The sequence below is a fragment of the Mycoplasma sp. NEAQ87857 genome (assembly GCF_009792315.1).
Lineage (GTDB): Bacteria > Bacillota_I > Bacilli_A > Mycoplasmatales > Metamycoplasmataceae > Mycoplasmopsis.
This window is the reverse complement of sequence record NZ_CP045542.1, coordinates 135355-160655: the sequence shown is the minus strand read 5'-3', so window position 1 is coordinate 160655 and position 25301 is coordinate 135355. Positions and strand designations below refer to the sequence as shown.

25 protein-coding genes, 1 tRNA gene, 1 rRNA gene and 1 other RNA gene are annotated in these 25301 nt (G+C 24.7%); 27 read left to right on the top strand and 1 reads right to left on the bottom strand.

Going from position 1 to position 25301, the window contains the following annotated elements:
• The first annotated feature begins 9 nt into the window (after positions 1-9).
• The 24 genes from GE118_RS00665 (at position 10) to GE118_RS00550 (ending at position 22012) form a co-directional block, all read left to right on the top strand.
• On the top strand, positions 10-294 hold the full coding sequence (locus GE118_RS00665) for an antibiotic biosynthesis monooxygenase (protein ID WP_158763545.1): 285 nt from the start codon (positions 10-12) through the stop codon (positions 292-294).
• 192 nt (positions 295-486) lie between these two features.
• Entirely contained in the window at positions 487-2196 is a 1710-nt protein-coding gene (gene ptsP, locus GE118_RS00660; RefSeq protein WP_158763544.1) for a phosphoenolpyruvate--protein phosphotransferase, read from the top strand.
• A 111-nt stretch (positions 2197-2307) separates the two neighbouring features.
• Positions 2308-2538 (top strand): preprotein translocase subunit SecG, encoded by a 231-nt coding sequence (secG, locus tag GE118_RS00655; RefSeq protein WP_158763543.1) that lies wholly within the window; start codon positions 2308-2310, stop codon positions 2536-2538.
• Between the two features lies 1 nt (position 2539).
• Positions 2540-4735, top strand: a complete 2196-nt coding sequence (gene rnr / locus GE118_RS00650) for a ribonuclease R (protein ID WP_158763542.1) — start codon at positions 2540-2542, stop codon at positions 4733-4735.
• Positions 4701-5504, top strand: coding sequence for a tRNA1(Val) (adenine(37)-N6)-methyltransferase (locus GE118_RS00645; RefSeq protein WP_158763541.1), 804 nt, complete (start codon positions 4701-4703; stop codon positions 5502-5504). Before rnr ends, GE118_RS00645 begins: the two co-directional genes overlap by 35 nt.
• A gap of 2 nt (positions 5505-5506) precedes the next feature.
• A complete protein-coding gene (gltX, locus tag GE118_RS00640) occupies positions 5507-6916 on the top strand; it encodes a glutamate--tRNA ligase (protein ID WP_158763540.1) in 1410 nt (469 codons plus the stop codon).
• The gene (locus GE118_RS00635) at positions 6906-7316 is read left to right on the top strand and encodes a hypothetical protein (RefSeq protein WP_158763539.1); all 411 of its coding nucleotides are present in this window, start codon (positions 6906-6908) and stop codon (positions 7314-7316) included. The genes gltX and GE118_RS00635 overlap by 11 nt, the downstream gene beginning before the upstream one ends.
• A gap of 57 nt (positions 7317-7373) precedes the next feature.
• Positions 7374-7748, top strand: a complete 375-nt coding sequence (locus tag GE118_RS00630; RefSeq protein ID WP_233262754.1) for a holo-ACP synthase — start codon at positions 7374-7376, stop codon at positions 7746-7748.
• On the top strand, positions 7729-8505 hold the full coding sequence (locus GE118_RS00625; RefSeq protein WP_158763538.1) for a 1-acyl-sn-glycerol-3-phosphate acyltransferase: 777 nt from the start codon (positions 7729-7731) through the stop codon (positions 8503-8505). The genes GE118_RS00630 and GE118_RS00625 overlap by 20 nt, the downstream gene beginning before the upstream one ends.
• Positions 8486-9277 (top strand): segregation/condensation protein A, encoded by a 792-nt coding sequence (locus GE118_RS00620; protein ID WP_158763537.1) that lies wholly within the window; start codon positions 8486-8488, stop codon positions 9275-9277. The genes GE118_RS00625 and GE118_RS00620 overlap by 20 nt, the downstream gene beginning before the upstream one ends.
• Positions 9267-9839 carry an SMC-Scp complex subunit ScpB gene (gene scpB, locus GE118_RS00615; protein WP_158763536.1) on the top strand — a complete coding sequence of 191 codons (573 nt, stop codon included), beginning with the start codon at positions 9267-9269 and terminating at the stop codon, positions 9837-9839. The genes GE118_RS00620 and scpB overlap by 11 nt, the downstream gene beginning before the upstream one ends.
• A gap of 37 nt (positions 9840-9876) precedes the next feature.
• Entirely contained in the window at positions 9877-10719 is an 843-nt protein-coding gene (locus GE118_RS00610) for an RluA family pseudouridine synthase (RefSeq protein ID WP_158763535.1), read from the top strand.
• 8 nt (positions 10720-10727) lie between these two features.
• Complete coding sequence (locus GE118_RS00605; protein WP_158763534.1) at positions 10728-11030, top strand: Asp-tRNA(Asn)/Glu-tRNA(Gln) amidotransferase subunit GatC; 303 nt, start codon at positions 10728-10730, stop codon at positions 11028-11030.
• Positions 11030-12349 (top strand): amidase family protein, encoded by a 1320-nt coding sequence (locus GE118_RS00600; protein ID WP_158763533.1) that lies wholly within the window; start codon positions 11030-11032, stop codon positions 12347-12349. The genes GE118_RS00605 and GE118_RS00600 overlap by 1 nt, the downstream gene beginning before the upstream one ends.
• Positions 12342-13763, top strand: a complete 1422-nt coding sequence (gatB, locus tag GE118_RS00595) for an Asp-tRNA(Asn)/Glu-tRNA(Gln) amidotransferase subunit GatB (protein WP_158763532.1) — start codon at positions 12342-12344, stop codon at positions 13761-13763. The genes GE118_RS00600 and gatB overlap by 8 nt, the downstream gene beginning before the upstream one ends.
• Positions 13747-14853: a YhjD/YihY/BrkB family envelope integrity protein gene (locus GE118_RS00590; protein ID WP_158763531.1), complete on the top strand. Its 1107-nt coding sequence runs from the start codon at positions 13747-13749 to the stop codon at positions 14851-14853. Before gatB ends, GE118_RS00590 begins: the two co-directional genes overlap by 17 nt.
• Before the next feature lie 71 nt (positions 14854-14924).
• A complete protein-coding gene (smpB, locus tag GE118_RS00585) occupies positions 14925-15362 on the top strand; it encodes an SsrA-binding protein (RefSeq protein WP_158763530.1) in 438 nt (145 codons plus the stop codon).
• Positions 15362-15737, top strand: a transfer-messenger RNA (tmRNA) gene (gene ssrA / locus GE118_RS00580). The genes smpB and ssrA overlap by 1 nt, the downstream gene beginning before the upstream one ends.
• Position 15738: 1 nt before the next feature.
• Positions 15739-15812, top strand: a tRNA-Thr gene (locus GE118_RS00575).
• Positions 15813-15845: 33 nt separating this feature from the next.
• Positions 15846-16019: a hypothetical protein gene (locus GE118_RS00570; protein ID WP_158763529.1), complete on the top strand. Its 174-nt coding sequence runs from the start codon at positions 15846-15848 to the stop codon at positions 16017-16019.
• A gap of 11 nt (positions 16020-16030) precedes the next feature.
• Entirely contained in the window at positions 16031-18127 is a 2097-nt protein-coding gene (locus GE118_RS00565; protein ID WP_158763528.1) for a hypothetical protein, read from the top strand.
• Positions 18128-18187: 60 nt separating this feature from the next.
• Complete coding sequence (locus GE118_RS00560) at positions 18188-19828, top strand: ABC transporter ATP-binding protein (RefSeq protein ID WP_158763527.1); 1641 nt, start codon at positions 18188-18190, stop codon at positions 19826-19828.
• On the top strand, positions 19812-21386 hold the full coding sequence (locus tag GE118_RS00555) for an ABC transporter ATP-binding protein (RefSeq protein ID WP_158763526.1): 1575 nt from the start codon (positions 19812-19814) through the stop codon (positions 21384-21386). Before GE118_RS00560 ends, GE118_RS00555 begins: the two co-directional genes overlap by 17 nt.
• Before the next feature lie 74 nt (positions 21387-21460).
• The gene (locus GE118_RS00550) at positions 21461-22012 is read left to right on the top strand and encodes a hypothetical protein (RefSeq protein WP_158763525.1); all 552 of its coding nucleotides are present in this window, start codon (positions 21461-21463) and stop codon (positions 22010-22012) included.
• A gap of 310 nt (positions 22013-22322) precedes the next feature.
• Here the strand turns inward: GE118_RS00550 and GE118_RS00545 are convergent, their stop codons facing one another.
• Positions 22323-23582: an IS30 family transposase gene (locus GE118_RS00545; RefSeq protein WP_158763524.1), complete on the bottom strand. Its 1260-nt coding sequence runs from the start codon at positions 23580-23582 to the stop codon at positions 22323-22325.
• Between the two features lie 107 nt (positions 23583-23689).
• Here GE118_RS00545 and GE118_RS00540 point away from each other — a divergent pair, with 107 nt between their 5' ends.
• The 3 genes from GE118_RS00540 to GE118_RS00530 all read left to right on the top strand — a co-directional run bounded on the left by GE118_RS00540 (position 23690) and on the right by GE118_RS00530 (position 25286).
• On the top strand, positions 23690-24358 hold the full coding sequence (locus tag GE118_RS00540) for a hypothetical protein (RefSeq protein WP_158763523.1): 669 nt from the start codon (positions 23690-23692) through the stop codon (positions 24356-24358).
• A gap of 99 nt (positions 24359-24457) precedes the next feature.
• Positions 24458-24563, top strand: a 5S ribosomal RNA gene (gene rrf / locus GE118_RS00535).
• Positions 24564-24623: 60 nt separating this feature from the next.
• Positions 24624-25286 carry a YgjP-like metallopeptidase domain-containing protein gene (locus GE118_RS00530; RefSeq protein WP_158763522.1) on the top strand — a complete coding sequence of 221 codons (663 nt, stop codon included), beginning with the start codon at positions 24624-24626 and terminating at the stop codon, positions 25284-25286.
• Positions 25287-25301: the final 15 nt, after the last annotated feature.

Here is a 25301-nt window from a genome sequence, read left to right as displayed (position 1 = left end):
GGAGATATAATGATTTTTGCAAAAGCAACATTATATGTTATAAATCCTGAAAAAATTAAGCCGTTTGTAGATTATTTATATGTTTTAACTAAAAAAATAAGAATGGTTGAAACAAATTTATCTTTTGAATATGGATTAAGAGAAACTGGTGAAATTGTTGTGTTAGAAAGATGATCAACACGTGATGTATATAACCAATTTATGACTAATAAAGAATTTGCTGATGAATTTGAAACATTAAGCAAAATGGCTAAAAAAAGTATTAATCTATATGAAATGGACACAGTTAAATAATGATTAATTATTAGACACTCTTAAAAACAATATTGATCTTATTGTTTGAAAAATAAGAGTGTCTTTTTCATTCTTTTTGCATAAACAAAACGGAAACATTAACATATTTTATTTTTGTGATTTACCTAGTTAGGTAATAAAAAAGACAAAGTTTTATAAAATTAAATTATCATTTATTGTAAAGGAGAAAACATGACAATAAAAGGAATTGGAGCTTCTAAAGGAGTTGCTATTGCTAAGGTTTTTAAAGTTGAAGAATTTGAAATTAAAGTTACCAAAGAATCAACTTTAGGAGCAGAAAAAGAAGTAGCAAAATATCAAGAAGCTAGAGAAAAAGTAATTGCTAAAATTGAAAAAACAAAAAGTTTAGCACAAGATCCAGAACATCAAGCTATTTTTGATGCTCACATTGGTTTTGTATTAGACCCTATGGCAATTGAAAGTGTTGAAAATAATATTAAAGATAATAACGTATCATCTGAATTTGCTGTTGAAGAATTTTATACACAATTTGCTGCAATGTTTGAAATGATGGATGATGAATATATGCGTGAAAGAGCAGCTGACATTAAAGATGTAATGAAAAAACTACTTTATGCTTTAAATGGTATTGAAGAAGTTGATTTAGCTGCTATTGATCAAGAAGTTATTATTGTTGCAGTTGATTTAAGTCCAAGTCAAACAGTTCAATTAAATAAAAAATACGTACAAGGTTTTGTAACCAATATTGGAGGACCTACATCTCATACAGCTATTATGGCTAGAAGTTTAGGTATTCCTTCAGTTGTTGGAACCAACAATGTTATGTCATTAGTAAATAATGGTGAATTAATTGCTCTTGATGGTTCTAAAGGTGAAGTTGTTGTTAATCCAACTGATGAAGAAGTGGTTAAATATGAAAAAGCTGAATTAGAATATCAAGCATATTTAGCTAGATTAAAATCATTAAAAGGTAAAGAATCAAAAACTAAAGATGCTCATCATGTTGAACTTGCAGCAAACATTGGAACACCTAAAGATTTAGAATCAGTATTAGAAAATGATGCTGAAGGAATTGGATTATTTAGATCTGAATTCTTATACATGGACAATGATCACTGACCAACTGAAGAAGAACAATTTGTAGCTTATAAAGAAGTAGTTAGTGGAATGAAAGGTAAAAGAGTTGTTATTAGAACCTTAGACATTGGTGGAGATAAAACTTTAAAATACTTTAAATTCCCAGAAGAAATGAACCCATTTTTAGGATATAGAGCAATTAGATTCTGCTTACAAAATCACGAAATTTTTAAAACTCAACTTCGTGCTTTAGTTAGAGCTAGTGAATTTGGAAAAGTTGCAATTATGTTCCCTATGATTACTAATATTCAAGAATTTCTTGATGCAAAGGAATTATTTAACCAAGCTTATGATGAAGTATATGCAACAAATAAAAATATTGCTCCAAGAGAAAATATTGAAGTTGGATTAATGATGGAAACTCCTGCAGCTGCTGTATTATCAGATAAATTCTGTAAGTATGCAGACTTTGTTTCAATTGGAACAAATGACTTAATCCAATACTCAATGGCAGCAGATAGAATGAGTGAAAATATTTCATACTTATATCAACCATTAAACCCATCAATTTTAAGACTAGTTAAAATGGTTATTGATGGAGCACACAAAAATGGTAAATGAGCTGGAATGTGTGGAGAAATGGCTGGAGATTCTAGAGCTTTACCATTACTTTTAGGATTAGGATTAGACGAATTTTCAATGAGTGCTAGTTCAATTTTAGGTGCTAGAGAGCAAGTTATGGGGCTTTCATACCAAGAAATGCAAGAATTAGCTGCTAAAGCAATTGAATTAGATACAGAAGCTCAAGTAATTGAATTATTAAACAAAACACTTGTAAAATAATGGACAATAGTCCATTATTTTTCTTTACTTTATAATTTATTTATTAATAAAATAATATATAAAATATGTTATTATTTTTTTATTAACAAATTTATGGTATAAGGGGAAAAGATGAACATTTTAACCATTATTTTAATTATTGTAGCTGTAATTGTAATCATTGTGTCCTTATTAATGTCTCCAGATTCTAATGGATTTTCTGGAGCTTTAGTAGGATCTGGTGATCTAGAATTATTTAAACAATCAAAAGAGAGAGGTATCAAAAAGTTTTTAAAATATACTATGTTTACTTTAGGTTTTATAGTCCTAATTGTTTCGGTCTTATTAAGAGCTTTTAATTAATATGAATAAAGAAAAAATTTTAAAATATTTACAACAGAAGAAATCATCAAGTTTTTTAGATATAGCTAAACACTTTCGAATTTCACCTAAAAATAATCGAGAATTAACCAATATTCTTTCTTTTTTACAAAAAGAATACAAGGTATTTAAAAATAATAATGATGAATATTATGCACCAGAATTAGAAGAAACTATTATTGGTGTTTTAAATGTAGCTCAAAGAGGTTCATTTGGATTTGTAGATTACAATATTGACGAGGTTAATAAAACCAAAGATAGTGTTTTTGTTAAAAACTTTAATTTCAATGGAGCAATCAACGGTGATACAGTAAAAGTTAATGTTTATTCATCATTTAATGATCAAGATTTAAAAAATGGTGTAATCACACATATCCAAGAACGTGGAACTGATGAAGTTGTTGGTTTTATTAAGCAAAAAAATACTACAACCTATTTTGTTCCTGCAGATAATAAATTCAAAACAACTCATTGAAGAATTATTGGATCAAAAGTGGCTATTAAATTAAATGATTTAGTGGTGGCTAAAATTGTTAAATACGAAGCTAAAAGTGTTTTAATTGAAATTACTAAAGTGATTACTAATGAAGCTGATCCAATGGTTTTTGTTAAGTCTTATTTAGAACAAATTAAAGCTCCTGCAGGTTTTCCTAGTGATTTAAATCAAGAAATTCAAAATATCCCATTAACCATAGATAACGAGAATAAAGATAATAGAATTGACCTTAGAGATAAAATGATTGTAACCATTGATGGTGATGATACTAAGGACTTTGATGATGCGATTAATGTAACTAAGTTAGATAATGGAAATTACTTTTTAGGAGTTTATATTGCTGATGTATCTTACTATGTTAAAGAAGATAGTTTAATTGATCAAGAAGCTTTAAAAAGAGGAACTAGTGTTTATTTAGTTGATCGAGTTATTCCAATGCTTCCAGTAGAATTATCTAATGGAATTTGTTCATTAAACCCTAATGAAGATCGGTTTGTTTTAGCTTGTGAAATGGAAATTGATCCTAATGGTAACACTGTAAAAACTAATGTTTTCCAAGGTATTATTAATTCTAAATTTAGATTAACTTACAAACAAGTTGATAAGTATTATGAAACTAATTTAATTAATGAAGATGCAAGTAATAAAGATGAACTTAAACAAATGTTAAATACTGCTAAAGAATTAAGTTTAATTTTGCATAAATATAAATGTGATCAAGGATATATTGATTTTGAAATTGATGAACCAAAAATTAAATTAGATGAAACTGGTAGTGTTAAAGAGATTGTGATTAATAAACGTGGATTTTCTGAGGTTTTAATTGAAGATTTTATGGTTAGAGCGAATGAAACTGTTGCTAAATTTTTATTTGATAATAAACTTCCAGTTTTATATAGAGTTCATGAAATTCCAGATGATGATAAATTAATTAATTTAAAAAATGCTTTATCAGCCATAGGAATTTCAATGGGTGATTTAAATGCAAATAATATTAATCCATTAAACTTTGCTCAATTAGTTGAAAATGTAAAAAACAAAAGAAATGATGATTTTGTTAAATTAATGTTTTTAAGAACTATGCAAAAAGCCATTTATTCTCCAGAAAACATTAAACACTTTGGTCTTGCAAGTAATTATTATTGTCATTTTACTAGTCCAATTAGAAGGTATCCAGATTTAATAATTCACCGTATTATTCGAAACTTTATTATTAATAAAGATATGGATAAACTTCAGCACATTATTGATAATTTACCAATTTATGGGGATTTAAATACAAAAAGCGAACAAAAAGCGGTACAAATTGAACGTAATGTTAATGATTTGAAATTTGCTGAATTTCTAAAAAATAAAGTTGGTCAAAAATTTAAAGCTCAAATTTTAACTATATTAAACTTTGGATTCTTTATTGAATTTGATTTTAAAGCTTCAGGATTAGTACATAAAAGCACATTAATTGATGGAGAATATGAAGTTAATGAAACTTTAACTAAACTTTCAAGCAATAAACGTACTTTTACTTTAGGTGATGAAGTAGAGGTTATTGTTGTTGGAGTAGATTTAGTTGAAGGTAAAGTAGATTGTGTATTAGCTGATTTATATCAAGATTATTTAAAATTAAACAAAGAAAAAGAAAAAAAATCACATGACAGAAACAAGAAATTTAACAAAAGAAAATAGAAAATTAGTTAAAAACTCTTTAGGTTTTGATTCGAATTTATATGTTTATCAAGATAAATCAATGTTTAATTATTCAGTAGATACCATTATGCTTGGTAATTTTATTAGTTTAAATAAAAAAACAACTAGAGCTTTAGAAGTTGGTGCAAATAATGGTGCTTTATCAATTTTTGTAGCTTCTAGATATGAAAAATTAAAAATTGATGCAATTGAAATTCAAGCCAAAGCTGCGAAATTAGCAATTGAAAATGTTAAATTAAACCAAATGGACAATCAAATCACTATTATAAATAGTGATTTTAATGACTATTGAAAACAATTTATTAAAACTAATAATAAAAAATATCAAATTATTTTCTGCAACCCTCCATTTTATCCTTTTGATAAAACTAAAGTTAAAAAAGATATTTCAATGGAAAAATTAATTGCCACTCATGAAATACATTTAAACTTAGATCAATTAATTCAAGGTTGTTCAAAAATTATTGAACAAAAAGGATTTTTATCATTAGTTTTACCAGTAGAAAGAATGGTGGATTGCTTTGAAATTTTTCGAAAATACAACTTTGAACCTAAAAGAGTGCAATTAATCTACCCAAGAACCTTTAGTAAACCAAAATTTATGTTAGTTGAAGCAAGATATCAAAGTGGTTGAGGAACTTGCTTTTTACCAAATATTTATTTACACAATGATAATGATTTAAATAATCACGATTATTTAAATGAAGTTAAACAACTTTACAAACCAATTAAAGTTATAAAGGAGTAAGAATGAAAAAAATAAGAACTCGTTATGCACCTTCACCAACAGGTTATTTACACATTGGAGGAGCAAGAACTGCTTTATTTTGTTATTTATATGCTAAACATTTTGATGGTGATTTTGTTTTTAGACTTGAAGATACTGATGTTAAAAGAAATGTTGAAGGCGGAGAAGCTTCACAATTAGATAATTTAGCTTGATTAGGAATTATTCCAGATGAAAGTCCATATCAACCAAATGAAAAATATGGTAAATATCGTCAAAGTGAAAAATTAGATCGTTATAAAGCTGTTGCTAATGAATTATTAGCTAAAGGTTTAGCTTATAAAGCTTATGATAATGCTGAAGAACTACAAGCTCAAAAAGATGAAAGCGATGCCAAAGGTATTCCAAGTTTTAAATATGATCCTAATTGATTACAAATTTCAGATCAAGAAAAACAAAAACGTGATGCAAATGGTGAATATTCAATTAGATTAAAAATGCCAAAAGATAAGATTTATCAATGAAACGATATTGTTAGAGGTGAAATTAGCTTTAATTCTAGTGATTTAGCTGATTGAGTTATTTATAAATCTGATGGATATCCTACTTATAATTTTGCTGTAGTTATTGATGATCATGATATGGAAATTTCACATATTCTTAGAGGTGAAGAACACATTGGTAACACTCCTAAACAATTAGCTTTATATGATTATTTAAATTGAGAAGTACCTAGTTTTGGTCATTTAACTATTATTACTAATATGGAAGGTAAAAAACTTTCAAAACGTGATACTACTTTAAAACAATTTATTGAAGATTATAAAAATGAAGGTTATATGCCTGAAGGTATATTTAACTTTTTAGCATTATTAGGTTGAACTGATAAAGAAGCTAAAGAATTATTAACCAAAGAAGAATTAATCACAAGATTTGATCCAGCTAGATTAAGCAAAAGTCCTTCAAAATTTGATATTTCAAAAATGAATTGATTCTCAAAACAATATTTAAAAAATAAATCAAACCAAGAAATTGCAAACTTAATGAACCTAACCTTAGATGATTGAAGTGAGTTATTCATTGAAACTTTTAAACAAAATGCAGTAACTATTACTGATTTAAATAATGAATTAAAAGCTTATGATGATAAATCAATTAATAAACTTGAATTCAATGAAGAAGAATTAATTGTAATTAAACAATTTGCTTCTTTATTAAAAGATCAATTAAATCAAAATAAAGATTTTAGTGTTGAATTAATTAATAATTTAGTCAAAGAAGTTCAATCAATTACTGGTTTTAAAGGTAAAAAATTATTTATGCCTATTAGAAAAGCAACTACAATGGTTGAACATGGTCCAGAATTAGCTAAAGCTATTTATTTATTTGGACAAGATGTAATTTTAGAAAGGTTAGCTCAATATGAAAATTAATTTTAAATCAACAATTTTAGCACAAAATACTGATGAACCTAATGTAATTCAATTTACTGCAGAAGTTGAAAAAACCAGTAATGAAGAATATCAAGTATATGATTTTAGAGAACCTAGTGAAAACATTAGAAATAGAATCGAAATATCACACGATCAAAAAAGAATTAATATTTTTGCTGGAACAGTTTATGTTGAATTACTTTGACAACAAGAAGCACATTTTACATTAAGTGTCACAGGTCCTGAAAACCAATTAATTGAAATGCCAATTACTTCTGTATGAAACAAAAAAGAATTTAGTGAAAATAAATATAGTTTTGAATATGAATTATTTGCTCCTAACGGTTTAGAACAAATGAAATTAGGAGATTATCACATTGTTTTAACCATTGAAGAATAGTCATATAGACTATTTTTGTTTTATCATTTAAAATAATTAAATTATAATTTAAGTATTATGGAACTTGAGTCTTTAAAATCAATGCAAGATGCATTTTATAGACCTATAGGTGTAGACATTACACATATTTCACGCTTTGAAAAAGCTGATATTAATTTTGCAAAAAGAATTTTGTCAATTGATGAATTTAATCAGTTTATAAAACTAAAAACAGAGCAAAAAGCATTATTTTTAGCTCGAGCTTGAGCAATAAAAGAAGCTATTTTTAAAGCAAATAACAAGTATTATAGATTTAGTCAAATAAATCTTAAAAAATATAACAATCGATGACATTTTTTAAATTTTAGTATATCCATAAGTCATGATCAAGATATTTTAATTGCTTTTGTGTTAGAAAATGTTAAGGAGAATTATGAAAAAAATCGCAATTAATACAACTTTAAAGAAAGTGTTATTTAGTCCAATTTGACTATGACGTGCTTTTTCTTTACGTATGAAAGCTAGAAAATATAAAAAAACACCAGAAATGATGGATGTTAATGAACGTTATAAATATATTTTAAAATTATCTAAAAAAATAATGAATATTTATAATGTTGATTTAGTGGTTGAAGGTTTTGAAAATCTCCCTAATAATGGTGGAGTTATTTTAGCACCAAACCATAAATCAAATATGGATCCTTTAGCTATTATTGCAGCTTTAGAAAAACAAACTGAAGAATTAGGTATTTTACAAAAAATTCCAGTATTTGTTGCTAAAGAAGAACTTGGTAAAAAATTTATGGTTAAAAATGCATTAACCATATTAGATACTACTTTAATAGATCGTAAGAATTTCCGTGAAAGCATTCAAAAATTATCAGATTTTGGTGTTTTTGTAAAAGAAAATAAATCATATGGAGTAATTTTCCCAGAAGGAACAAGAATTAAAGGTAAAGAATTAGGTGAATTTAAAGCTGGGGCATTTAAAATTGCTCAAACTTTACAAATTCCAATTGTTCCTGTTGCAATTTATAATTCAGAAACTGCTTTTGATAAACAAAGAAAAGGTAGATTAAAAATTGTGGTTTCATTTTTAAAACCACTTAAACCAACTGATTTTATTATGCAAGATAACAAATCTCTTGGAGAAAGAGTAAAAAATCTTATTCAAAGGGAATTAAGACAACATGAGCAAAAAGAATCTTAAGAAACTATCTAATAAATATTTAGAATATGATTCAGATTACAAATTCACAATTAGTAATCTAGATAATTTTGATGGTCCTTTAGATTTAATTTTAGCTTTAGTTAAAGATAAAAAGATTAATATTCTAGATATTAATCTTTTAGAAATAGCAACTCAGTATATTGAAATTATTAATCAATTAAAAGAAAATGAAATTGATATAGCTGGTGATTATTTAGTAATGGCTGCAACTTTATTGCAACTTAAAGCTAAAATGTTGCTTCAAGAACCAGAAGAATTAGAAGAAATTGAAGAAGAAAAACAAGAATTAATTCAACAATTAGTTGAATATCAACAATTTATTGATGTTAGAGATACATTAAAAACTTTTGAAACTAAAAGACAAGATATCTTTATAAAAAAACCTTCCAATGTTGAAGAATTTATGGTTGATGATTCATCAACTAGGTTAGATGGTCATTCAAATCCAATGAAATTAATCACTACTTTAAGAATGATGTTTGAAAGAGTTTATGCTAAAAAATTAAGAACCACTAGCTTAAAACCTTTTAAATTAACTCCTGAAGATCAATTTGATTTCATTAAAAATTTGGTATTAACCAATGATAAAGTTTCATTTGAACAAGTGTTTAATGTACCTTCAATTCAACATTTTGTAGTTACTTTAATTGCGATTCTAGATTTAGCAAGACAGCAATTTTTAACAATTAATCAAGATAGTGAATTTGGTGAAATATGACTAACTAAAAAAGAGGTGGTTGATGAAAAATAAAATTATTGAAGCATTACTTTATATCCAAGGTGATGAAGGATTAACTTTAGAACAAATTAAAGAAATTTTTAATCTTAAAACTATTGCTGAAGCTAAAAAAGTATTAAATGATTTTCATAAAAGTTTTAATGAAGAAGATCGTGGATTAAAAGTAGTTGTATTTAACGATGTTTATAAATTAGCAACCAGAGAATCAGTCAAAGAATACATTCAAAAAATGGTATCTATCACCAAAAAACAACGTCTTACTAATGCTGCTATTGAAGTTGCTGGAATTATTGCTTACAAACAACCAATAACCAAAGGTCAAATTTCAAAAATTCGTGGTTCAGCATCAGATACTATAGTTAACACTTTATTAGATAAAGGTGTTATTGAAGAAGTTGGAATTTCTCCAACTCAAGGAAATCCAGTTTTATATGGAGTTACTAATAAATTTTATGATCATTTTAGAATTACTACAATGAGAGATTTACCAAGAATTGATGAGTTTAATTTCGTTGATATTGATGATGAAAATGATAATGATTTTGATTTATTTAGTAGTCAAAGAGAAGAATAATCCGGGTTTGGGATTATTTTTTAATTAAAGGAGTTTTATGTTTGAAATACAAGCAACACTTAATGATCATAATCGAACTATATTTAAAGTATTAACTAAATACTTAAATAATTTACCACTAAGTAAAATTGAATCATTATTTAGAAAAAAAGATATTAAAGTCAATGGAAAAAGAAACATTAAAAAAGATTATATTGTTCAAGAGAATGATCATATTGTAGTTTATGGAATAGTTGATTTTAAAAAGAAAGAAACTATAGCTAAAATCAACTATGATTTTAAAATTTTATATGAGGATGATAATTTATTAATTATTGATAAAAAAAGTGGAATTGCAGTGCATGATGGAGAAAACAATTTAGATCTACAAGTTTTAAATTATTTAAAATTTAAACCAGTAGATAGTTTTAAACCATCTCACATAGGAAGATTAGATAAAGATACTAGTGGAATTATTGTTTATGGAAAAAATTATCAAACAGTAAGTCAATTTAATGCTAAATCTAATAGTTTTATTAAAAAATATCAATTTATTAGTGATTTTAATCAAGATAAATTAGAAGTTAGGTTATATCACAAAAAAGATCATTTAACAGGTAAAATTAAAGTTTATGCTAAAGAAGTTCCTGATTCTAAATTAGCTATTACTATTTTAGAAACTTTAGGTAAAAAGAAATTAGCAACAATTAAAACTGGTAGAAAACACCAAATTAGATTAGCTTTAAAATGATTAAATCAACCAATTTATGGTGATAGAAAATATGGTGGTAAAAAAGCAAGTAGATTGATGTTGCATTCATATTATTTAAAATTAAATAATCTTGAAGGTGATTTAGAATACTTAAATGGAATGGAATTTTATAGCATTCCTAAATGATAGGAGAATTTATGCAAACAATGAATAAAGAAAAACTTATTGAAATAGTTTCATCATTAATGCTAGAACCTACTGATGAAGTTATTGAAAATATTTTAAATAATTGAACCAAATTACAAAATGAACTTAAATCATTAGATAAATTAGATTTAGCTAATGTTAAGCCACTAACTCATATAAATGAAGAATTAAAAATTGATTTTTTACGTGAAGATATAGAAGATACAAGTTATGCTATTTCAAAACAAGATATCTTAAAAAATGCTAAAGATGCAGACGATGACTATATCATACTTACAAAGGTGGTTAAATAATGAATAGAGAATTTTTAAATAAAGGTGATTGTAATTTAGCTTATAATGAGTTAAAAAATGATCAAAATAATTGTGTAGCTTCTATGATGGAAATCAAAGAAGCTAAAAAAGGTGCTTTAAACAATGTTGCTTTAACCATTAAAGATGTTTTTGCGACTAAAGATTATTTAACTAGAGCTTCATCATTGATTTTAGATAACTTTTATCCTTCATACAATGCTACAGTAGTTGATAAATTAATTAATAATGGAGCAGTAGCTTTAGCTAAAGTGAATAATGATGAATTAGCTCTTGGAGGAACTGGAACTTATAGTGCTTATGGATTAATCACTAACCCTCTAGACAAAACTAAATATGCTGGAGGTTCTTCTAGTGGTTCTGTTGCTACTTTTAGCAAAAATGTTGGTATTGCTTTAGGTTCAGATACAGGAGATTCAGTAAGATTACCTGCAAGTTATTGTGGAGTTGTGGGATTTAAACCTAGCTATGGTGCAATTAGTAGATATGGAATGTTTGCTTATGCTTCATCATTAGATACAGTAGCTTATTTTACTCATAATGTGAATGATGCTATAGTAGTAGCTCAAAATGTATATGGTTTAGATAATAAAGATATGACTACTGTAGAAGTAGAAATTAATAATGTTATTAAAACTAAACCAAATAAAGTTATTTTATTAGACTTTAGTGAATTTTGTGAAGCTTATGTTAATGATGCAATTGATCAATTAATAGCTAAAATGCAAGAAAAAGATATAAAAGTAGAAATAATAAAGCCTAATTTAGATATTTTAAGAACTATTAAACCAGTATATCAAGTAATTAGCTTCTCAGAAGCTAGCTCTAATTTAGCTAATTTAAATGGAGTAGCTTTTGGAAATAGACAAGAAGGAGATTCTTGAGAACAATTAATGCATTCAACTAGATCTAAAGGTTTTGGAAAAATGGTGCAAGAAAGATTGAGTCTTGGAAGCTATTTCTTATATTCAGAAAATCAAGAAGAGTTATTTATTAAAGCTCAAAAAGCTCGTAGAGTAATTAAAAACTATTTAAATGAATTACATGATAAAGCTGATGTTGTTATTTATCCTGCTTTTGGTGGAATTGCTCCTACTTTTGGTAGTGAAAAAGATTATGATGTTATGAACTATATTTTAACTGGAGCTAATTTAGCAGGAAATCCATCAATTACTATCCCTTTAGCTAAATATCAAAACTTTCCATTTAACCTTGCTATCGATGCAGCAAATTATAAAGATGCACAATTATTAGCTAATGCAGAATATATTGAAGAATTAATAGGAGAAATGTATGAATAATTTTGAAACAATTATTGGGATTGAAATTCATTTAGAGCTAAAAACTAAAACTAAAATGTTTTCTGGTTCAAGAATTGATTTTAATGCCCAACCTAATACTTGTGCTAATCAAATTGATCTTGGTTATCCAGGAACTTTACCAATGGTTAATAAACAAGCAGTTAAATATGCAATTGCATTGGCTAAAGCATTAAATATGGAAATTGATAGTGAAATGCACTTTGATCGTAAAAATTATTTTTATCCTGATTTACCTAAAGGTTATCAAATTACTCAGTTTTATAGACCTATTGGAAAAGATGGTGAAATAGAAATCAAAGTTAATGATCAAGCTAAAAAAATTCAAATTGAAAGAATTCATTTAGAAGAAGATACTGCAAGACAACATCATGATGATAATGGAACTAAATTAGATTACAATCGTGCTGGAATTCCTTTAATTGAAATAGTTACTTATCCAGTAATTAGATCTGCTGATGAAGCTGCAGCTTATGTTGATATGATTAAAAAGACTGCTTTATGTTTAGAAATTTCAGAAGCTAAATTAGAACAAGGTTCTTTAAGAGCTGATATTAATATTTCACTTAGACCTTATGGATATGATGGTTTTGGTACTAAAATTGAAATTAAGAATATGAACTCATTATCAAATATTAAAAAAGCAATTGAGAATGAGATTGAAATTCAAAAAGAAAAAATTCTTACAAATCAAGAAATTCTTCAACAAACTAAACGTTTTGATGATCAAACTAATACCAATATTGTAATGCGTACTAAAACAGGAACTGTGGATTATAAATACTTCCCTGAACCTAATATTCCATTTATTAAATTAAGCGATAGCTTTATTGATAGTGTTAAATTAAAAGAATTACCACTAGAAAAAGAACAAAGATATTTAAATGCAGGAATTCAAAACATTTATGTTCAAAGTTTAATTGATGATTTAGATTTAGCTAAATATTTTGATTCAATTGAATATGCTGATAAAGACAAATTATCTAAAGTATTCTTTGCTGAAATAGTTTCTTTAGCAAATACTAAAAAAACTAAAGCATATCATTTAAATATTGCTCCACAATATATTAATCTAGCTTTATTATTACTTGAGCAAGAAATAATTTCAGGTAAATCACTTAAAAAACTTATTCCATTATTAGTTGATTTTGATGGAGATATTGAACAATTATTAACTAAACATAATTTAAAACAAATTTCAGATCCACAAGTAATTTCTGAAATTGCTTTAAATATAATGGAAAATAACCAAGAGTTATTAAATGAATATCCTAATAGACCTGAAAGAGTAGTAAAATTTATTTTGGGAGCTATTATGAAACAAACTAATGGACAAGTAAATCCACAAATTTCTAATGACATAGTAGTTAAATTACTTGATGAAAAATTTAAATAAAAATATGTATAAAGAATTAACCAAAAAGCGAATCAAAAAAAGTCAAATTGGATTTAATAAAAATGTGATTTATTGAAATGCTTTAGGTTATTTCTTTGAATGGTTATATTTAACCATCACTTTAAAAATTGCATTGTTTATTACACTTATATTCTTACGTGGAATGCCTAAAGTGTTTAAAAAAACAAGTAGCAATGAAAAAGAAAAGAAAAAAGTTTTAATTAATAAAACTGTTAAAATAGTACATTTAAAAATTACTTCAATTGATTTTAGTTTGATATGAAACTCTCCAACTTTAAACATTTTTCTATCATTTATCCCATCAATTTATTTAGTAATTTATTTTAATACTCTAGCTGCTTATATTTTTACTTGATTTGGTTTTTCATACCAAAATCAAAGTAATTTTATTAACACTTTTTCTTTAGTTTTATCCAACATTTTTTCAATCAAAAGTGATGTATTATTTCCTGCAAGCAATACTGGTTTAGCAACTAGTGCTGATGTAATTAAATTTTTAATTGTTATATTGTCCTTCTTATATTTTTCATCAAATGGATATGGAAAATTAATTTATTCTTCAAATTATTTATTCGAACATAAACGATTAGGTACATATTGAGGAAATAAATTAAAAGGAATTTGAGTTTCATTAGGAACTACTTTATTATTATTTGCATTTACTTTTTTATATACAATAGTGATCCAAAAATTAAAAATTAATGCTGAAATATTTAATCAAGAAAGCATTAACTGGGAATCATTTTTATTTTATAGTTTATTTTCATTGATGTTTTTATTTTGTATGCTACTTTTATGATTTAAATATTTAGTATCATTCAAAATAAAAATTAAACACTTATGAAGAGGTTTATTATTATCCTTAATCCCGATCTTTTTATTAAATATTTCATATCACTTTATATCTGAAATATTTCTAAAAAAAGATAATTATAGTGGGGTATTGAACTTATTAGTTATTGTTGGTTTATATGTAGGATTAATAGTTTATTTCTTTTTTATTGGATTAATTTTTAATGTAGCCTATTATAGAGTATTTGTAGGAAATAGAACTTATTCAAGATTTTAAGCAAAATTATTACTATAATTTTGCTTTTTTTATCGTTTTGACCCTTAAATATAATAAAATAAGTGTGGTTTATGAAAATAGTATCGAATAATAAAAAAGCATTTCGTGATTACGAAATTGTTGAAAAATATGAAGCAGGAATGCAACTGTTGGGATGAGAAGTCAAAAGTGCTAGAGCTAGTCAAATTGATTTAACTAATGCTTATTGCTCAATTTATAAAAATGAACTTTATCTTAAAGAAGCATTTTTTAAGCAATATATGTTAGTTAAATGTGATGAAACTAGAGATAGAAAGCTTTTAATGCACAAAAAAGAAATACGTAAATTAAAGCAAACTTTAGATACCTTATCAGTAACTTTAATTCCACTTAAGATTTATTTTAATAACCAATCACGCTTAAAAATTGAAATAGCTATTGCAAAAGGTTTAAAAAAATATGATAAACGTGCAAAAATTACCAAAGAAGAGACAAATAAGCGTATTCAACAAACTCTAAAATTTTACTAGGGGATGTAATGGTTTCGACATGTATGGGTATGAGTTTAATGCAGTAGTGTAGCAGACTATAATTGCTACTAGGCTTTCTTAAACGGAAACGAAGAATCAAGCGAATATTCATTCGCAAACCCAGTTTTCGCTGGAAATCAAACCTTTGCTTTTGCTTAATAATGCAACAAAGTTGCTTTAAGTGGTTTCTTGAACTTAAAGTAGGTTAATTAAGAATAGTTTAAAGCTTGACGAACTTTGAACGAATTTAGTCACACATTTAAAATTCTTTTTGTTTATTTTAGAATTTTAAATGTTATTAAAAATAAACTAAACTGTAGACTTAAGCTTATTATTCATATGTGGACAGGGGTTCGACTCCCCTCATCTCCACCATGCTTTGTTAGTTAAATGGTATAACGGTTGACTCGTAATCAATTGTCATGAGTTCGATTCTCATACAAAGCACCAAAAAATTAAATTAAAATACACGGAGGTTCAATAATGAATTTAGCAACATTAAATTCAAATTTATCATATTATGAAATTGATTTATTAAATCAAAAAAGTGTTTTAAACGCAGATCAATATGGAGAATTACAAAAAGATTTAGAAGGATTATACGCAAAAGGTAAAATTACACTTATTTGTATTACTTGAAAATGTCAAGAAAATTAGGATAATTATAGATGGCAAACCAAATAAAATTAATTCTAAAACAAAATATCACTTATGCTTTTGAAATAAAAGAAAATGATGATTATTTTGTTGTTGAAAATAAAAACCATGCTATTCCAGAGCATGGTTGAAAAATACATTTGTCACCGATTTTGGATGACGCAATAAGCACACTAGAAACTTTTGTAAAATATGCAGTTAAGAATGAAATAACATTCAAAGTTGTAAAAACAACCGAGCAATATCAAGAATTATTAAGTGATAAAGTTAGTTTTAGTGCATTTGGAAAATTTATAACTATTTACACTTTAAATCGTGATAATGCTATAACAATTGCTGAAGATTTATTTAACATTTTTAAATCATCTGATGGTGTATTTATAAATGGTGATAAATCATATAAAGAATCTAAACTAATTCATTATAGATACGGAGAATTTATCCCTAACGCTTTTCCGCAAGACGATAGAAATAAGTTTTATGTCCCTGAATTCGAAAATGATTTAGTAGTGTCTAATAATAATTATAACACCTTACTGTTGAATGATAGGTATAAAATAGAAAAAATTATTCTAAACAAACCATCAACTAATGTTTATTTAGTTAGTGATAATGATAACTCTTTAAAAATAATTAAACACGCTAAATACGGAACTTTTGATACTTCCTTAACTAGTGCTATTAAAAATAAACAAAAAGAAGTAGAATCGTGAAAGCAAATTAAAAATAAAGATTATTTTTCAAATTTTGTTGATGAATTTTACTTAGAAAAAGATTATTTTACTGTTTGAGATTATATTCAAGGTTTAAACTTAATTAGTTTTCAAATTAAGTGTACACCATTTTATAATAAAGATGTTTTCATTAATGAAAACTTATGCAGTGTAAATAATTATTCAACCATATTTATATCATTACTTGATTTTCATCAAAATAATTTAGATTTAGATATGAATGATACAATACCAAGAAACTTTATTTACGATTTAAAAGAAAATAAAGTTAAATGTATTGATCTAGATCAATTGATTTTTGATGAAAAAGTTAATAATAAAGAAAATTTAAAAGATTTTATTTTAAATGACTTAAATATTAATTATTTTGGCAAAGATATAAAGAAAGTTAAATTAGGTTTATTATTTTTAGAATTATTAAGTTTTGATAAATCGCTTTTACAAAAAGAAATTAATCAAGAAATAGTTGAAAAATATTGAGAAAAATTATTTGTTAATTTTAAATTACCTATAAATTTCTTAGAAGTAATTTTAGATTTATTATTTGAGCAAAAACTATCATATCAAGAGCAAGTTGAAAAAATTAATAATTTAAAATACTTAAATGATAGTGATCTAAATTGAGAATCATATGATTCATTTATTTCTACATTAAATAATTATCAAGCATCAAAACAAATTTGATGAGATAAAAAACTTAATTATTATTTAAATATTAATAATTGAGTTATGGATTTAGTGGATATTGATTGATCAAATGACAAAACTAAATTAATTTTTAAAGACAAAAAGGTTAATTTAAGAATTAAAAACAATTCTTTTACTATTTCAAGTAATTTTCTAATGATAACTAGAATATATGTTGGATTTGATAGTAAAGAATTAAAAGGTTTTTCAAAAGATTGAATAGAGCTTTTTACTAAAGTTTTATCCGACAATAATCAAGAAGAATTATTTAATTTACTAAAAGAAACTTATGATAAAAAAGTGATTAACATTAATGGGTCTTTAGCAATCAAAACTAAAGATAATTATTCACCATATATTTATGATGGAATTGCTGGTTTAGCATTTATTTTCTATGTTCATCATCTTAAATTCAAAAATCAAAAGAGCAAAGAAATCTTATTTGAAATATTAGATTCCTTTATCAATGCTCAATCGAACAAATTAACTACCGAAAAAGGATTATTTGGTGTATTGTCACTATTATTAAATATTGGAACAAAATTTAATATTGAAAAATACATTATTTTTATAAAAGAACAATTAAAATTAATTAGTATACTAATTAATGAAAATATAGATTATAAAAATATTTTTAATATCAGTGATAATGATTTAAGTGTTTTAAAAAGTATAATTCAGTATTAAGGATAGCCATTTATGTACCACATTGCATAAATGGTTATTTTTTTAAAAAGAAAGGAAAAAATGAAACTATTATTAAAATATTTTAAAAAAGAAATTTCAATAATTCTTTTTGTGGTTTTCTTAGAAGTGCTTGCTTTTGGGTTTTATCCATATGTTTTTAAAATATTTGTTGATTTATTAAAAAATAACTTAGCATTGACTTTGTTTAGCGATAGTAAATTTGTTATTTATTTTGCTTTATTCTTAGCTTTAAATACATTAATATTGGTTTTTGCATCAATTGTCATGTTTTTAAAATTAAAATTAAATAATAAATTTAGACTTTTAATTCAAAGAAATCTTTTTAACATTTTTACTAATAAAGGGCTAAAAATGTTTAGAGAAATAAAAGAAGGAGATAAATTAACTGTATTAACCAAAGTAACAGAAGTTGTTGGTTCTAGTATAGTAAATAATTTCATTAATTTATTTTCATCTTTAGGTAAAACTATTGCTTTAACTATTGGTATTGGACTTGTCGCTCCAATTACTTTAAGTTATTTAATTCCAATTTCTTTAGTATTTTTATTAGTAAGCTTATTCTTGAATGGATTAATGCAAAACATGGTAGCTAATGTCAATGACTACTTCAATAATGAAATGCAAGTCCAAAATGAAGCTGCAGAATTAATTTACAGTGCTAATGTACTAGGAATTAACGATAAAGTTTTTACAAAAACTACTAATTTAGTGAAGGATTTAAATAATAAATATTTACATAAAATGATTAAAAGTGAAGCTTATTTAAAATTAATTGAAGGAACATTAGCGAGTTTATCATTCATTTTAATTTTAATGATTAGTATTATTTTAATCTTTAAAACTCCATATATTGATTTTGCGATTTTAGTTTTAATTATTAATCAAAGTAAAACTTTAGTAGATTCAGTAGAGTCTTTATTTGGTGGAATTTTTAGCCTAAGAGCTTTCAATGGAGCACTTAATGATTTTCTTAAAACTCTTCATCCAGATTTAAGTTATGATCATAAATTTGCTTTGATTGACAAAAATATTAATAAACTAAAAAGTTTAAATTTAATTGATATTGATTTTGGATATGATAATAAAACTATTTTTAACCAAGCTAACTTAAACATTAATCAAGGGGACAAAGTCTTGATTTATGGAGAAAGTGGAGTTGGTAAAAGTTCATTATTTGATATTTTATTAGGAGTTAATAATTTAAATAATGGTAGTTATGTGTTTAATGATGTGCCAATAAACGAGCAAGAAATTAAAGACATTTATAAAAATTACTATGTTTCTAGCTCAGAAATTAATTTCTATGAAGATACTTTAATGAATAATTTAATTCTTGGAGACAAGCATAAAATTAATGATGCAATTAGTTTATTAAAAGAATTTAATTTAGAACAATTAGATGTAAATGAAATGGTTGATTTAACCAATTTACAATATTCACTTGGCCAAATACAAAGATTAGCAATCATTCGTGCTTTAATGAGTGATAAAGATATTTTATTATTTGATGAATCTTTAAGTAATATTGACCCAAGTAATGCTGCAATTATTTATGATGCTTTAGTAAAAAGCAATAAAACTATTATTCTAATTTCACACACTATAAAAGAATTAGATAAAGATAAATTTAATAAAGTTTATAAATTAGAAGGAGGAAAAATAAATGAATTACTATCTTAAAAAGTTTTTAAAACTATATCATTTATCAATTCCTTTACTTTTAGTTGCAACTTTTAATGCTTTAGTAGCTGCTTTACAATTATTTTTATTAAATCAATTTTTAATTAGTTGAAATACAGCAAGTGTAAATAATGATTTTTTAATTTGAATTGTATTATATTTATGTTCTTTTATAATTATTATTTTTTCAAATACTTTAGAAGAATATGTTGCTTATAGTGTAATTACTAAATACAAAAATATTTTAACGCTTGAGTGATATAAAACTATTTTGCAAAAACATCAAAAGAGTTTAAACAAAGTAGGTAAAGATAAAATTCTTAACCTTTTCCATACTGATGCTTTTAATGTTGCAGTTAATACTGCTCAGTTTTTATTAATTGTTAGCTCAATAGTTTCTATTGCTGGTACTTTAATTATTTATGGAACTATAGCACCAAAAGTAATGGGAATTATTTTTATTGTGTCATTAATTATCTTACCAATTAAGATTTATTTAGTAGTTAGAGCTATCCCTAAACAAAAAGTTAAAGAATCAAAAATTGCAGAAAAATGAATGGGAAAAGTTATTGCGTTTACTCAAGTACAAAACGTCTTTTTAAACAATAATAAAACTGTATATTTTGACCATTTATATCAAGAACAAACTTCACCAATTGTTAAAATGTACAATAAAGTAGTAATGAAAACAAAACTCTTTGGTGAAGGTTCAAAATTTTTAAATAAATTTGCTTTCATAATTACTTTTGTTGTTTCGCTAGTTTTATATGTTAAAGGATATGTTGATTTAAGTGTATTAATTGTTTTAGTAATTAATTTTGCAACTTATGTAGGTTATTTAGATGCTTTAATTAATAACTATATGTTTATTAATACAGTGAAAGAATTTGATAATAAAGCTAAAGAATTCTTTAGTGAATTATTTGATAAAAAAGCTTTAGCTTTTGATCATTTTGATCAATTAAGCATTCAAAATTTAAACTTTAATTATCAAGAAAAAAGCATATTCCAAGATTTTAATTTAACTATTAATGCTAATGATAAAGTCTTAATTAAAGGAACTAGTGGTAAAGGTAAATCAACTTTAATTAATTTAATGATGAATTACTTAGATCCTACTAGTGGAACCATAAAAATTAATAACACTTTATATGAACAAGAAACTGATTTAGCTAATTTATTTACTTTAGTTAATAAAGATATTCAATTACTTGAATATCCTAGTTTAAACCAAATTATTGCAGCTCAAGAAACAAACTATTCAGTTGAAAAAATCAATCAACTTAAAGAGTTATTCAACATTAATTTCATCGAAGATGAAACAAATGTTGATGTTAGTAATCTTTCAGAAGGTCAAGTGCAAAGAATCAAACTTGCAAGTGCTTTTTATATTGATAAACCAGTATTTTTATTAGATGAAGTTTTAAGTAATTTAGATAAAGAAAATCGGGATGATATTTTAAATAAAATTTTATCTCTTGATAAAACTATTATTTTTGTATCACACCATTTAACTTCAAATCAAGAAGATTTATTTAATAAGAAAGTGATTTTATAAATTAAATTTATTAATAATTTGTTCAAAATATTTAATTGTTAATATTTTGTTGATGATTAATTTATAATTTATTTATGGAAGCATTAGAAATCTTAAAAACCAAATTATATAAATATTGAAAAACAATATTAATACTAAAAATAGTGCAAGTGTCATTATTTTTCTTAATGATTTTAGCAATTGTGATAACTGCAATAAGTTATGGAGTTAATGAATCACTTTCGAATAAAATCAGTTTAATGAATTTAAATAGCAATATTTCAAGTGCAAGAGATATCTTTAAAAATATTTATACTGGTCCATTAATAATTGTTATTATTTTTGTAGTAATTGGAGCTTTAGCTTTATTAGGAATGAGTATTACTGTTTTAGTATTTAATATTCTTGCTTCAATAACCACTTATAAAATTTATAAATTAAATGACTATGAAGGAAGCTCACTAAGAAGTTTATCACTAGCTACTTTTATTTTATTAGTGATTATTACTTCTATTAAAGGATTAAGCATTATTATTCCATATGTCATTATAATAGTGCCATTATTATTAATTTTAGAAATTATAACTTTGGTATTTATGAAGAAAATAGTTAATAGAATCAATCGATCACAATTAAGCTATTTATAAAACCATTCTAGTTTAAAACTAGAATGGTTTTTTGTAATAATGTTGGTTCATAATTAAAATATTTTAAGATAAAAATATATAATTTTTATATGACAAATTTAAATGTATTTATTAAAGTTTTACGGTTCTTGGTTTTAGAGATTTTAAAAGTACTTAAGCAAGTACCTAGTTCTATATAGTTAAATTCTATAATATTTCATATAAATTACTAAAAAAGGATGTAGAAAAAGATGTGTTTTGTACAAAACACAAAAGTCGCAAAATTAAAATTTTCAAAATTTATGTTAGAAAAATTGTTTTTTATGTAAATTTAACAAGATTGAGCAAAGAGAATTCTTTCGTACTCATTAGGTGATAAGTACTTCCCATTGTATTTTAATGATTTTCTTGTTTTGTTATTAATTCTGTTCATTATCTCTTGAATTTCTTCTTGTGAAGTGTTGTCAAAAGTTTTTCCTTTTGGGAAAAATAGTCTTATTTCTCTATGCATATTTTCGATTGAACCTTTTTGTGATGATCGATAAGGATCGCAGTGATAAATTTGTCCTATACAATCAATTTTATCTAATAAATAATTCTCAGATCCATTATCAATTGTTAAGCTATCTATTCTTAAATTAAATGCTTTAATTAAGGTTTCTAAACCTTCTTTAGCAGCTAAAGCAGTTCTACCAATTTTGATTGAGTAAGCTTTTCTACTTTTTCTATTAAGTAATGTTAAAAGAACAGTTTTAGATCTTTTTGATCCTACTACTGTATCCATTTCATAGTCAAAAAAGTTTTGTCTTAAATTAATTTCTTCACTACGATATTTTATGTTTAAACCAATTTTCTTTTTCTTTTGTACTTGTTTTCTAGATAAAACAGAACTATACCCACGTTTTGAAACAATAGGTAAAATGTCTATAGGAAGGTTTAAATATGGTAATTTCAGTAAGTGGTAAATACTTTGTTCGCTAGTGATATATGAATTTGGGTTGCTTTCTATAAAGTTTAGTCTAATGTTAAAAATAGAAGTTTTAATAGCTCTAACACTTACTTTTTTAAATTTGTTCTTATTGTAATTTTTAGTTACTTCATTTAAATAAACAAAGAAATCTTTATATCTATTTTTCATAATTTGTTTTTGTAAAAAGTTTCTATGTTGTTCAGCTTGGTTTCTAGAGTCAAATCAATTTTTAATATTAAGTCATTGAATTTGTTGAAAGTACTGACCGCAATTATTGCATCTTTGACGTTTTGGAAAGTGTTTAACGTCGTTAAATTTCATTAGTTTATTAAAGTTTGAAACAATGCTTTTACGACTAAATCCAAGCTCTTTAGATATCTCTTTTAAGCTATTATTACTCTTTAGGCGATCAACCATTATCATAACACTTGATACGTTAAAATGATTAGGGTCAAACTTTCTCTTTGATGATAGCACTTGAATATAAAAGTCTGTATCAACTTTAGTTTTCTTAAAAAGGTAATGCTTATAAACTTTGATATTTTGTTTATTATTTAAATGGTTTGAGATGAATTGTTTAATGCAAATAGGTTTAACTATTGGACTTTTACGTTTATTCATTATAATTAAGTTGGTTTCCTTTCGTTTATTTTTTTCTATATATATTTTACTAGGAAACTAAAAGCACGGACCCTTAAACCGGGAACCGTGCTTTTTTAATGAATAATATGACAAATTTAAATGAAATGGTTATTAAACTTAAAAATTATCGCAAAAAGATGCTTATTTTCTTTATATTGGGTATTGTAGCATCTATGATTTTAGTTATATCTACAATGTTTATTTTATGGTGGAATTTAACCGAATTACTAAAAACTACTCAAATAAAAAACAATACAAATCTAACAAAAATATCAAAAGAGAACATCTCTAATATTTCAGGATTATTCCTTTTATTAAAGGAATATTCTATATGACAAATAATATTTATAGCTATTAATTCTAAATCAAGTCAATTATTAATTATAGCTATAGCATTAGTTATTACTACTATCACACCAATAATATTTGGTCTAATAGTTTATATATTTGGTGTTTTAAGTGCTATCTTATCCTTTAAGCTACATAAATTAACTAAAGAAATAGATAGTGAAATAAATATTTATCTAAGAACAAAAAGCTTAACTATATTTATTTTACTGTTATTGTATTTAATATTTATTCCTATATCATATGTTCAAATTTATATTCTTTCAAATGCTACTGCAATTGCTAGTTTTGGAGTAATAATTGCGTTTTTTGTGGTATCTAGACTGACAATATTAAAATTTAATCAGTATCAAATTATGCAATCACAAATGATAAATCACGATGAAGAAAACCCAATGTTTAATTAGGATATATCAATCAATTATTAATAAGGAATCTAGAATTTAAAAAAACAACATTTTTTTCAAAAAAAGATTTGGTGTTTTAAAAAATAGTGCTATACTATTATCAGTGGTTATAGCAAAGGGGATCACCTGAATCCATTCCGAACTCAGTAGTTAAGCCCTTTAGTGCCGACGATAGCCGAAAGGTGAAAATAGGGAGCTGCTATTTTTTTATATCTTTTTTTAAGATTAGAGTGATTTTATCACTCTTTTTTAATACAATAATACTATGCAAATTCATTATTTTAAATATCAAGATTACAATCTACCATTTTATTTTATTGAGAATAAAAATGTTTCTAAAATACAAATGAAAATGGATAAATTATTAGTATATTGTTCTTCAATTAATGAAGCTCATTTAATATTAAAAAATATCTCTTCTAAATGAATAGAAAGATATATTTTTAATTTAAAAAATTTTATTAATGATTTTAATAATGAGTTTAAGCTATTTGATAACTTGATGTTTTATGAGTTTAATTCAACATTAAAAAGTATTTTTATTTATTCAAAAAAAGATTATAAATTAATAGCCACTATTTTATGCAATAATCAAACTCAAGTCATTTCAAAAGTGAAAGCTTATGCTTTAAACTTATTAAAACAACGCATTAGCTTAATCCAAGATAATGTTGAAAAAGACTTTAATATAACTAGTATTCCATTTAGTTTTAAAGATGTTTCTAGCTATTATGGACAATATAATAAAACCAAACATAAAATTACTTATAATAAAAATATATACTGCTATAATGATCAAATATTAAAAGCGATTATAGCTCATGAAATTGTCCATTCACTAACTAAGAATGGACATGGTAAAGATTTTTATAATTTATTATTAAAATATATGCCAAATTACAAAATGACAATGCAAACAATATTATAAATTGATATAATAAAA